Source organism: Chryseobacterium sp. ERMR1:04, from assembly GCF_001297705.1.
In the GTDB taxonomy this organism is placed as follows: domain Bacteria; phylum Bacteroidota; class Bacteroidia; order Flavobacteriales; family Weeksellaceae; genus Chryseobacterium.
In genome coordinates, this window is record NZ_LIRF01000004.1 from 407,496 (window position 1) to 419,493 (window position 11,998).

Annotated in this window: 12 protein-coding genes; 8 read left to right on the top strand and 4 right to left on the bottom strand. The window is 32.9% G+C overall.

What is annotated here, in order from left to right:
- The first annotated feature begins 27 nt into the window (after positions 1–27).
- Together AMQ68_RS25430 and AMQ68_RS09365 are read left to right on the top strand one after the other, a co-directional pair.
- The gene (locus AMQ68_RS25430) at positions 28–411 is read left to right on the top strand and encodes a tetratricopeptide repeat protein (protein WP_054510369.1); all 384 of its coding nucleotides are present in this window, start codon (positions 28–30) and stop codon (positions 409–411) included.
- A 64-nt stretch (positions 412–475) separates the two neighbouring features.
- A complete protein-coding gene (locus AMQ68_RS09365; RefSeq protein WP_054510370.1) occupies positions 476–676 on the top strand; it encodes a YqaE/Pmp3 family membrane protein in 201 nt (66 codons plus the stop codon).
- A 266-nt stretch (positions 677–942) separates the two neighbouring features.
- Here AMQ68_RS09365 and AMQ68_RS09370 read toward each other — a convergent pair whose 3' ends face one another.
- Positions 943–2,340 (bottom strand): MFS transporter, encoded by a 1,398-nt coding sequence (locus tag AMQ68_RS09370; protein ID WP_054510371.1) that lies wholly within the window; start codon positions 2,338–2,340, stop codon positions 943–945.
- A gap of 41 nt (positions 2,341–2,381) precedes the next feature.
- Positions 2,382–2,942, bottom strand: coding sequence for a TetR/AcrR family transcriptional regulator (locus tag AMQ68_RS09375; RefSeq protein ID WP_054510372.1), 561 nt, complete (start codon positions 2,940–2,942; stop codon positions 2,382–2,384).
- A gap of 219 nt (positions 2,943–3,161) precedes the next feature.
- On the opposite strand from AMQ68_RS09375, the gene ampC reads away from it, so the two are divergent.
- The 3 genes from ampC to AMQ68_RS09390 all read left to right on the top strand — a co-directional run bounded on the left by ampC (position 3,162) and on the right by AMQ68_RS09390 (position 5,699).
- Positions 3,162–4,367, top strand: coding sequence for a class C beta-lactamase (gene ampC / locus AMQ68_RS09380; RefSeq protein ID WP_071254752.1), 1,206 nt, complete (start codon positions 3,162–3,164; stop codon positions 4,365–4,367).
- Between the two features lie 212 nt (positions 4,368–4,579).
- Positions 4,580–4,966 (top strand): VOC family protein, encoded by a 387-nt coding sequence (locus tag AMQ68_RS09385; protein ID WP_054510589.1) that lies wholly within the window; start codon positions 4,580–4,582, stop codon positions 4,964–4,966.
- A gap of 103 nt (positions 4,967–5,069) precedes the next feature.
- Complete coding sequence (locus tag AMQ68_RS09390) at positions 5,070–5,699, top strand: hypothetical protein (protein WP_054510373.1); 630 nt, start codon at positions 5,070–5,072, stop codon at positions 5,697–5,699.
- 23 nt (positions 5,700–5,722) lie between these two features.
- Here the strand turns inward: AMQ68_RS09390 and AMQ68_RS09395 are convergent, their stop codons facing one another.
- Positions 5,723–6,733, bottom strand: a complete 1,011-nt coding sequence (locus AMQ68_RS09395) for an NAD-dependent epimerase/dehydratase family protein (protein WP_054510374.1) — start codon at positions 6,731–6,733, stop codon at positions 5,723–5,725.
- 61 nt (positions 6,734–6,794) lie between these two features.
- On the bottom strand, positions 6,795–7,403 hold the full coding sequence (locus AMQ68_RS09400) for a Crp/Fnr family transcriptional regulator (RefSeq protein WP_241775092.1): 609 nt from the start codon (positions 7,401–7,403) through the stop codon (positions 6,795–6,797).
- An 84-nt stretch (positions 7,404–7,487) separates the two neighbouring features.
- Here AMQ68_RS09400 and AMQ68_RS09405 point away from each other — a divergent pair, with 84 nt between their 5' ends.
- From AMQ68_RS09405 to AMQ68_RS09415, 3 genes are all read left to right on the top strand, one after another.
- Positions 7,488–9,863: a TonB-dependent receptor gene (locus AMQ68_RS09405; protein ID WP_054510376.1), complete on the top strand. Its 2,376-nt coding sequence runs from the start codon at positions 7,488–7,490 to the stop codon at positions 9,861–9,863.
- Between the two features lie 515 nt (positions 9,864–10,378).
- The gene (locus AMQ68_RS09410; protein WP_054510377.1) at positions 10,379–11,437 is read left to right on the top strand and encodes a hypothetical protein; all 1,059 of its coding nucleotides are present in this window, start codon (positions 10,379–10,381) and stop codon (positions 11,435–11,437) included.
- Between the two features lie 46 nt (positions 11,438–11,483).
- Positions 11,484–11,987: a DUF4280 domain-containing protein gene (locus AMQ68_RS09415; RefSeq protein WP_054510378.1), complete on the top strand. Its 504-nt coding sequence runs from the start codon at positions 11,484–11,486 to the stop codon at positions 11,985–11,987.
- The last annotated feature ends 11 nt before the right edge of the window (positions 11,988–11,998 follow it).

The window sequence follows — 11,998 nt, forward strand, 5'->3', positions numbered from 1 at the left end:
ATAGTTGCAATTCCGTAATTTTGCCCCATGAATAACATCACCCAAAGATTAGAAAACGTAAAAAAACTTCAGGCAAAAAGATGGGAAAATGAGGATCATTGGGACGATATCAATGATCTTTTAGTTAAAGAATTAGATGAAATTTTACTCATTGAACCTGAAAATACAGCAGCTTTAATTAATATCGGCGCGGTCTATTCTGATATGGGAGAAAATGAAAAAGCCATAGAATATTTGAAGACTGCCCTCCACTTAGGTTCAGTAGATAAAAATTTATACATCAATTTGGCCATCGTCATGGTTTACATGGAAATGCATCAGGAAGAATATCACGAATACCTTGAAACAGCTGAAAATAAAATAGAAGATCCGTTGACTTTTAAAGCATATTTTGATCCTAACTCTCAATAAGAGTTCATTTTAACTATTAAAAAAAAATTACCTATTTTTATTAATAATTTAAAATCACAAAGATATGTTACTAGCTATTTTATTACCCTTTTTATCCTTTATGGTTCGTGGAAAAATCTTAACAGGAATTATCTGCTTAATTCTACAAATTACTTTAATCGGTTGGATTCCGGCTGCAATCTGGGCCGTTTTATCATTAAACAACGAAAGAGCAGAAGATCGAAATGATAAACTGATTAAAGCCATGCGAGATAATGAAAGGTAAAAGCTTTCAATAAAATACGATAAACCTTTTAGAGGCAGTTTATAATTTAGCCAATAATTAATGTCGTTTTTATCCGCTAAAAAAATATTCAATCCATTAAGAACATTGAAGAAGTTCAGCTTAAGTAAGAAAAAATCAAGCAGCTTTTTTTAAGCCTTAAAACAAAGCGAAACTTAATATTCTTCACTTCTAAATAAGATCTTAATGGTGGAAATTCGTGGACAACTATGATAAATTATTTCTAAAAAGCAAAATTTTTAAAGAATTTACTTTTTCACAGGCAAAATACTTTCGGGGACTTTTACCATCAAAACGATCACTGCAATTAAGCATATAATATTTGTGGCTAAAGCAATTTTGAAAGCTTTTTGATAATCTGACACTAAAGGCTGCTGTCCTAAAAAACAATAGAACAGACTTCCAACGATGATAATTCCGATAATCGCTGCGGTTTGCTGTAACGTAATATATACGCCTGAAGCATTTCCCATAAGATCTTTCGGAATTCCAGATAAGGCGATATTGGCTAAGGACGGGATTATACTTCCCACTCCTACTCCATGCATAAACAGTAACAAATACAGGATAGAAATTGAGGGAGTTTCTGTGAAAAAATATCCTTGGAGCATTAAAACAGCAATAATTAATACTAATCCCAAGATCAAGACCTTTTTACCATATCGTAAAATGAGTTTTGCAGAAAAAACAGAGGCCAAAATAAAACCAAACCCTTGAAAAACAATGATTTCTCCTGAATCTAACGGATTAATTTTCAATCCTTCCTGAAAGAAAATAGACAACACATAGAAATAAGAATCCAGCATAATAAAGAAAAAAGAAACGGAAAGAATTCCTATATTGAAATTTTTAAAGGTAAATAATTTAAAATCAATTAAATACGGCTTATTTTTCAATATTTTATTTTTTTGACTTTTAATAAAGTAAGCCAAAAGTATCACAGAAATAGCCATCAAAACAATACTTTCAATACCAAAACGGCCATGTTCAGAAATGGTTAAGGCGTACGTAAAGCAGAATAATCCTGCCGCTAATAAAGCAACTCCGAAGAAATCAAACCGTTCTATAATTTTTATTTTAGATTCATCTAATATTTTAAACCCCAGAACAACAGCGAAAAGGCAAATAGGAATATTAATAAAGAAAATCAGTCTCCACGCTTCATTGATGAATGTTAGGGAGGAAAAATAGCCGCCCAAAAATTGGCCTAGAATCGTTCCGATTCCAATCGTAATTCCGTACCAACTCATTGCTTTTGTACGTTCTTGATGTTCAGGAAATACAATCTGAATCATAGATAATACTTGCGGTGACATTAAGGCCGCACTAAACCCTTGCATAAACCTTGAAATGATAAGAAATAAGGAATTGGTTGAGAATCCACAGGTGATAGAACTAATCATAAAAAGAATCAACCCTACAATAAACAATCGTTTTCTACCATAGAGATCTCCCAATCTTCCTCCGGTAATGAGAAAGGAAGCAAAACCGATAAGATAAGCAGCAATGATTAACTGCATTTGTCCGTTGGAAGCATGAATATCCCGCTGAATAGACGGTATGGAAACATTCATAATAAAAATATCCATAATGCTGAGAAGCTGGGCGAAAAGAATAATGGTTAATTTCAGATAGTTTGATTTCATTTTTATATAGAGTTATCTATTTATTTTAAAGTAAAAAAAAATTAGGAAACTAGTTCCTGAATTATTTTTTTGGCGTGGTCAAAGCCTGTTGTATTTTTATTAATTGTTGAAACTACCAATGCCCCCTCCAATACTAAAAAAATAGTTTCTGTGATTTCATTAATATTGATGGATTCTTGTTCAGGCAATTCACGTACAATATCATTAATTAATGTTTTCTGTTTTTCTTTATGTTTCTTTACAAAATCACTTATCGCAGGATTGCTCTCTCCCACTTCTGAAATGATCTTTATAAAATGGCAACCTGCAAAATTTGTAGAATCTTGAAGTTTTTTACGGTAATCCACTAACGCCAACAATTTATCTTTCGGAGATGAAAGGTTTACAGTATGATCTTCGAAACCATTGAACCATCCCAGTTCTTCCTTGATAAGATACGCCTGAAGGAGTTCATTTTTAGATGAGAAATGATTGTACAAAGAACCAATCGCAATATCAGCTTCTGCAATAATCTGATTAATTCCCGTTGAATTAAAACCTTGCTTATAAAACAAATCTGAGGCAACTCTAATAATCCTGTCTTTAACTTTTTCAGTCTTCATCTTAAATTTTTTACAAATCTACATTAAAAATAGATAAGTCTATCTATTTTTATGTTTTAGAAAGAGCCAATCACTCCAAGTACTTATTCATCAATTATTTAAAATAGCATAAGAAATAATCAACAAAAGAGAAATTAAGACAATTTTCTATATCGCAAAGCGATTAAAATAAACGCCGTAATTTTATCGTCATAAGAATATAATCATATAAAAAACGATATGAATCTAAGAAAAACCATTCAGCCCAACGTAATTATAGGACAAATTACAGGCTTTTTAATGATCTGTCTATTACTAAATCTTTATAGCTGTAAGGCAACGAAAAAAGAAGCATCAACAGATATTAAGATATTGGTAGACAGTCTTGCCCAATCTCTCATGAGCGAAAATAAGATTCCCGGTATGAGTATCGCCGTAACGGTAGAGGGTAAACACTCGTTTTTCAATTACGGAATACTCTCTAAAGAAAGTAATCAACCCGTTACTAATCAATCTTTATTTGAGCTGGGCTCAATAAGTAAAACGTTTACCGTAACCTTGGCGAGCCTCTCCCAAATCAATGGTAATCTTGATATGCAAGCTCCCGTAAGTAACTATTTACCTCATCTAAAAAACACGGTGTTTGATTCTGTAAAACTGTATTATTTAGGAACGCATATCGCAGGAGGACTTCCTTTGCAACTACCAGATAATATTACCACTGATGAACAGTTAATGAACTACTATAAAACATGGGTTCCACTGTATGCTCCCGGCACAAAAAGAGTCTATTCGAATCCCAGTATCGGCTTATTGGGAGTTATAGCAGGAAAAACAATGAATGAACCTTTTACCAAAGCGATGACCGATCATGTTTTTTCAAAAATAGGAATGAGTAATACTTTTTATGATGTTCCTCAAAATAAAATGGGTGATTATGCACAAGGTTATAATAAAGAAGATCAACCTGTAAGACTAAACCCTGCCGTACTGGCCAATGAAGCTTATGGAATAAAATCATGTACACAAGACATGCTGAAATTTGTAGATCGCAATATGGGAATTGGTAATCTAGATGCTACATTGTCTAAAGCTTTACAAGCCACCCATACGGGGTATTTTACAACCGGAGTAATGACACAGGATCTTATTTGGGAGCAATACAATTATCCAGCGTCTTTATCTCAACTGCTTGAAGGAAATGCAGCTGAGATGGCATACAAAGCCAGTGACACTAAGCCATTAGTCCCTCCTATGAAGCCACAGCCCAATGTGGTGATCAATAAAACAGGCTCTACAAACGGTTTTGCATCGTACGTCATCTATATTCCATCAAAAAAAATTGGTATTGTGATACTGGCCAATAAAAATTATCCCATTAAGCCAAGGGTGGAAACCGCTTATAAAATCCTATCATATCTGGATAATCCTAAAAACAAGCTGTAATACATTTAATTTTTTTATACATCGAAAAATGACAACTTAGCGGTTGTCTTTTTTCTTATAAGAACCGTCTCATACATACTTTATTACATTTTATAAAATGGTATTTTTGTTATATGACATCCATCAAAAATACTCTGCTCACCTTAGCTTGCTTATTGCTATTTTTCTTTTATTCATGCCAACCAACCGAAAAACAACCTATTATAAAACCAATGAATACCTCTAATCCTGTTATCTATTTTGAAATTCCTGTGAATGATCTGGAACGTGCAGAAAAATTTTATACATCAGTCTTCAATTTTAGTTTTGAAAAAGAAATCATTGATAACTATGAAATGGCATTATTTCCCTTTGAAGAAAAAAATAGCGGAATCACGGGCGCTTTGGCAAAAGGCGATGTCTATAAACCCAGTAAAGAAGGTGTAATTATTTATTTCAAAACAGAAAATATTGATCATACTTTGCAGAAAGTGATAAAAAACGGAGGCACTATTTTATATCCTAAAAAAATCAATGAAAAACTAGGTTTTGCCGTCGCTGAATTTGAAGATTCAGAAGGAAACAGGATTGCTTTGCATGAGACGATTCACCTTAAATAAAAATCCAACGCATAGCATATTATTTTTTTGACTGAAATGAATACATATTTTGTATCTTTATTAGCCGTTATACCAGTTTTAACAACATAATTGGCAAAAATATATGCCAGAAGAACTTTATTTTATAAAGACCAATCCTACTATTGCGAAAATAAATTTGTACAATAAGCTGTGTCGTGAAGAAAAAAATATACTAGATTTCTTACCTGACGACAAAAAGACAAGTCTGGAAATTATTAAAAATAAAATAACCGATTCTCTTGAAACCCTTACCAGAGAAGAATTATTGCCCATCTTCTCATGGTTTAACAGTCAATATAAAACAGATCGTGAAGAATTAAAAACCCAACTTTTCATTAATGGGTTTGATTTTTTTTATGAAATTTTATCAGAGAATCACGTTAAAAATTTCCATCAAATACTTTATGATTACGAAAAATATTCTAAACATCATTTAAATTACATTACCGACGCTCAGAAATTTAATCAGTTTCTGATCTACGGAATTTTTTATACAGATATGATAAAACGGGATGAGAAAAATATTCTCAGAGATTTTCTAAAATCAGATTATAAAGATCTTTATGCTTTTGCTGAAAGCCAGTTCAACGCAAATGGGGGAAATTTAACAATGGAAGATGATGCTTTTACGATTTACAATTACTTCTCCGATTTATATGACATGACTAAATATTACAAAGGATCTATTATCAAACTTCATATCCCAAAATAAAAAGAGACCTTTTTGTGGTCTCTTTACAGTAATTCTTTATGTTTCATAAAATACTCCAACGCTTCTTTTACAGCTTGTTCAGGTTTTTTAGGGTTAAAACCTAATTCATTTCTGGATTTAGAAATATCAAAATTCTGCTGCAATCCTGAAAACATGGCAATATCCTTTCTGGTGAGAACGGGAGCTTTGCTATTTAATTTTGCAGAAAATTCCATAATTCCGGCAATCGTATACAGCAAAAATTTGGGTACAGCACTCGGAACTTTCAGGTTGAGCTCAGGATATAATTTATGGGCCAAAATCGTTGTATCGGTAATCGTCATGCAGTTTTCATTGGCAAGAATATAGCGCTCTCCACTTCGACCTTTTTGGGCAGCAAGATAGCAGCCTTCAGCGACATCTTTTACATCAATCCAGTTCAGGGTTATCTTGGTATCAACAGGAATTTGCTTGTTGATGATTAATTTTAAAACACCATACGAAACATTCAAAGGAAGAAAAGCTTCACTTCCGATCATTGCAGAAGGCATCACAGCAACCAATTCTATTCCCAGTTTTTTTGCCAATTCAAAAGCCAGTTTTTCGCCGTCATTTTTAGAGTTATAATACATATCTCTTCGGTCCGGATTATATCCATAGCTTTCCTTTGTTGGAAGTTTTGTATAATCTAATCCTGCAATGGAACTTACATAAACAATTCTTTTTACACCAGCTTCTGCAGCTGCCTCAATGGTATTACGCGTTCCTTCGATATTCACATCGTAAATTTCTTTTTTAGGATCTTTTGCCCATAATTTGAAAGAAGCGCCCACAGCATAGAAAGTTTCCACGCCTTGAAGCGCTTTTATAAATGATGCTTTGTCAGTAATATCAGCCTGTACCACTTCACAGTCTAATCCTTCAAAAGGTTTTTTATTATTGATATTTCTCACCGTTGCACGAACAGGAATCCCTTTTTGCAATAAAAACCGCACTAAATTATTTCCTAAATGTCCGTTTGCACCTGAAACTAAACTTAAATTATCTTGTATCATTTTAAGTAATTTTTGATGATACAAAGTTCATTCTCACAGGATAAAAAGCACTTGACTTTTGTTAGTTAATTAATTTTCTTCGGATTCGGCTGAGGCTTTCTGGTTTCATTCCTAAAAATGAAGCAATGTATTGGATAGGGACATTTTGAATAATTCCGGGATAATTTTTAATGAGTTTTACATACCGCTGTTCAGCATTTAAAGTAGATAATTCTTTGGACCGATTTTCATTATAGGTAATCGATTCCTGAAATACCGAAATACTAAAATCCTTCATGGCAGGGCATTCGCTGGTGAGTTTATCCAGATTTTCTTTTGTTATCCTTAATAGTTCACACGCTGTAATACACTCTACATTTTCCCCAGATTTGGTTTGATTGATAAAATTAAAATAAGAGGTGAAAAATCCTGGTGGGCAGTTAATATGAGTTGTTATTTCATTTCCAAGTTCGTCAAAATGAAACAACCTCAAATAGCCTGAAACAATGTAATACAAATACTTCGGAATATCTCCTTCGGCTTCAATAATTGTATTCTTGGGAAATTCAACGGGCTCAAAATAAAGCTTGAGTCTCTCAACCTCATCAGTATTGAAGTGGTAACCGGATTCTATGAATTTCAAAAGTTTCTCGTGCATTGCTTTTGTGGAATTATGTGCAAATTTACTCAAAACTAAAAAACTAAATTTTAAAATTTTTCACTCAATCATGTAATATTTCTCTTCGATTAACTGTCATTAGAGTAAAGCATCATCATGAATCAAAAAATATTATTTCTATTAAGTTTCGTTTTTTCGTCGTTTCTCTTTTCTCAGAGCATTGAAGGAACAATTACCAATAAAGAAAATAAACCGGTTGCAGATACAGAAGTTCTTGTTACAAAAAACAATGTGAAATTTTCTACCATCACAGACGAAAAAGGAATGTTTAAGATTGCACTTAAAGAAAATGGGAATTATGTATTAGAGATCATCAAAGATGGCATAAAAACCAACAGCGAAAATATATCTGTAAAAGGAAACGAAAAGAAAGATATTCAGATTAAGGAAGAAGCTCCTGTTACAGAACAAAAAATAGATGGCGTAACGATTACTGTTAAGAAAAAACTATTTGAAAGAAAAGTTGACAGATTGGTTTTTAATGTTGAAAATTCTGTGGCTTCACAAGGAATTGACGTCATAGAAGCTTTGGCAAAAACTCCGATGGTACGTACCACAGATGACGCCATTACCATTGCGGGAAAAAGCAATGTTGCCATTATGGTGAATGACAGATCGCTAAATTTATCAGGGCAGGAACTTATCAATTATTTAAAAACATTGCGTTCCGATGATGTTGCAAAAATCGAGGTCATCACAACTCCACCTGCCAAATATGAAGCGGAAGGAAAAAGTGGATTGATCAATATTATTTTAAAGAAAAACACAAGCCTCGGCTGGAACGGATCTATCCAAACCTCAGGAAGTTATTACGGTGGAAGACCAGCCACTTCTACTAGAAGCGGATTGGCTTTTAATTATCAAGGAAGCAAATTATCTCTTACCGCCAATTTATCGGTTGGTGATAATTACTGGGAAAATACCTCTTACAATTATTTAACAGGAAATGGAAATTCCGATTACTGGAAAACCGACAGCAAAAGCTCAAACAACTACAAATATAAAGGCGGAAATGTAAAAGCAGAATATAAAATCAATGATAAAAATCTGGTAGGAATTAATTATAATTATTCGTTTAGCAATCCACTGGAACAGGCAAAAAATTATACATCTATTTCCAATGAAGAAGGAATGACTAATTTATTTTCAGACAGTAAAAACAGAAACCACAGAAATGTTCACAATACCACCGCTTTTTATGATGTAAAACTTGATACGTTGGGAAGCAAGCTGAGTATTTCTGCCAACCTATTGATGAACGATGCCAACGCAAGAAACTTTTATAATACCGTAACCTCAAATACTATTTCTACTTTTGCCAATCCTATCAGTAAGTACAGAATTTATTCCGGGCAGGCAGATTTAGAGAAAAATTTTGCTAAAATAAAAACAGAAGCCGGACTAAAATATACCAAGATCAAAAATGATTCTGAGTTTAATTTTTTCAACATCAACAACGGAGAATATATTGTAAACAAAGACAGAACGAATACTTTCTTCTACAATGAAGAGAACTACGCAGCGTATGTTTCTACCAGTTTCAAAATCAATGATAAATGGGATGCAAAAGCCGGACTTCGTTATGAATACACCAATCTGGAGGGGATTTCTTTAAACGATGACAATTCTGCAAAATTCAAATACGGAAAGTTTTTCCCAACAGCTTATGTGAGCTATAAACCGAATGAAAACAATACCTTTTCTTTAAATTACTCAAGAAGAATTACCCGTCCGTACTTTGGAAACCTGAATCCGTTCAGATACTACACCTCCGAGTTCGAATACAATACAGGAAATCCTTATCTGCTTCCCTCATTTTCTGATAATTTTGAATTTGGATATGTCATCAAAAACAATTTCAATATTACCTTATACTACAACAGAAATAAAGATAACTGGGATAGAATTCAAATGGTGGAAGGCAATCTAAAATACAGCATTGTAAAGAATTTCTACAATGAAGATCAAGCCGGAATCAATATCAGTTATAATTACAACAAGTTGAAGTGGCTGGAATCTAATATTTTCGTGAATGGGTTTTATGCTAAATCAAAATCTTATCTGCCGGAAGCCGTTTCAGCGCCTGCAGGATATAGCGCTAACTTTAATCTTGATAATAATTTCTTCCTCAACAAAGATAAAACGGTTACGCTAATGCTTGGTTTGTGGAGTAATATTCCAAATAGAGATGGAAATACCTATTATTATGGAAACGCTTCCCTGTACACCGGAGTGAAACTGAATCTGATGAAGAAAAATCTTTTGATCAATTTATATGTCAATGATTTTCTGAATACCAACCGTTCCAAAGGGATAGAATATTATCCTAACTATAATGTAGAATATTATTACAAAGGCATCACAAGGAATATCTATCTTTCGGTAACCTACAAATTCGGGAATAATGATGTAAAAGGAAGTACGAAAGAAGTGAAATTTGAGGAATCTAATAGAGCTGGGGGTGGAAATTAAAAATATGTCTCTTTAAATTCATTAAAAATTCAACCACAAAAGTTACAACAGAATTTAACACTTAAGATGTATTTAAGTAAAAATCATGCTGTTGACAAGAACACTTAAGTTCTTTGAAAATCTTTGATTTTCTTCTTGTGTAAACTTTTCAATATTCAAGACATTGAGCTTTTAATACAAAAACTTTTGTCACTTTTGTGGTTCATAAGAAATCTAAATAGCTTCCTATTTAAAAATTAACTGTTTCAGAATTCATTAAAAATTCAACCACAAAAGGTACAACAGACTTTAACACTTAAGATGTATTTAAGTAAAAATCATGCTGTTGACAAGAACACTTGAGTTCTTTGAAAATCTTTGATTTTCTTCTTGTGTAAACTTTTCTACATTCAAGACATTGAGCTTTACTACAAAAACTTTTGTCACTTTTGTGGTTCATAAGAAATGTAAACACTTTTTCCTATTTTTTGTTATCTGAAAAATATTGACTAATTTGGGATTGAAACACCAATGATATGATAAAATATTTAACGCTTCCCGGCGATACTTTAGAAAAAATTTCCTCTGATCTTAAAATTGAAAATCCTAACTACATCAAAGGATTTCATCATCAATACAGTTCGTTATTTGATCCGTTGGATGGAATTTTAAAAACAGGAACCCTTCTTTGTCTTCCGTTTGGTGACGAAATAAAAAAACTGAACCAAGAGATCATTGAAAATGGTGACAATTTATATTATCATCCTCCACAAGGTAAAATTCCGTTTGAAATTCCTTTATTAGCCGGCACCTATACCATACATCACCAACAATTCAGAGATGATGAAAGTCTTGCAGCGTATGAATTCAACATGACGCTGGAATATTTAAAATATGAAGAAGAGAATCATATTTTCACAATAGAACTATTTGATTTTAATAAAGATGGAATAGAATCAGACAATAAAACGTCCGATTTAGCTATTGCTTGTATGAAAATCATTTATCCTTTAGAAATTAGCATCAATAAAACGAGGCAATTGATAGAAGTTGGTTTACATACTCCTCCACTCCAGCTTAAAAATGAATTGGAAGCCTTAAAAAAATACTTTACAGATCAATATGCAGCTTCTTACATTGATCAATTAAAATTAATCATAGAAGATAAGAAACAACTTCTTGAAAAGCTTAAAAATATACTCCCTATTCATTTTCTGTTGGGAAGTTTTTATAGCGCAACCTATGGAGACTGGACAGATTCTGAAATCTACCCTGATTATTTTCCGTGGTTAGTGAATGCTTCTCCGATTTCTCTTGAGCTCTACAACCGTATGGCACCAAAAGATGAAGATCATGATCTGTTAAAAATATTTCAAAAGGGTAATTATCTTACAAAACAAAACCTTGCTCAATTAGATCCTAACCCAAAAGATAAGAAAGAGCTTACTCTCAATAAAAGTTCTAAAAACTGTTTTCATGAAGCAGAATATCATTTCCATAGAACAGATTTGAGTATTCAAAAAATCAAAGCAGATTTTAGCATTCAAATTGATGATATCACAGAACATCAGACCTTTACCTTAGTTAAAGTATGAAAACAATTTAGTATATTTGATTTTTACACCCATAAAAACACAAAATATGTCAAAAAATACTTCCCCGCATGACGGGAAACATTTCGTTATTCAAAAAGGCAAAGCCGAGTGTAACCAGGGAAATCAATATCCACAATTCAAAGTCACTTCTCAGCAAAGGCATTATTTTAATGATCCTGACGGTAACCCTGATTATCTGGCTGTTACAGAAGACGATCTGCAATTTAACCCTCCCGGACCCAGTTTCGGACAATGTAAACTGAAACCCTCATCAGGCGGAAATCTTCCCTGTGCTTTTGCCGCCGCAGGAAAATGGCAAAAAACCTATGAGAAAACCAAAGTAGATGGTAAACCTTGTCTTTCAGAAATCTCAGAACTGATGTGCAGTACGGGAGGAAAAATAACCGTAAAAGATCATGGACAAACTGCGCACCTGAATAAACAGAATATCAAAAATGCAGATGTACAAGAACAGCACATGATCAATCCGTTTATAGATTTTAAAAAATTTCAGGAGAGTACGGAAGAAAATAATAGCATTTGTGAATAAAAACTGAATCA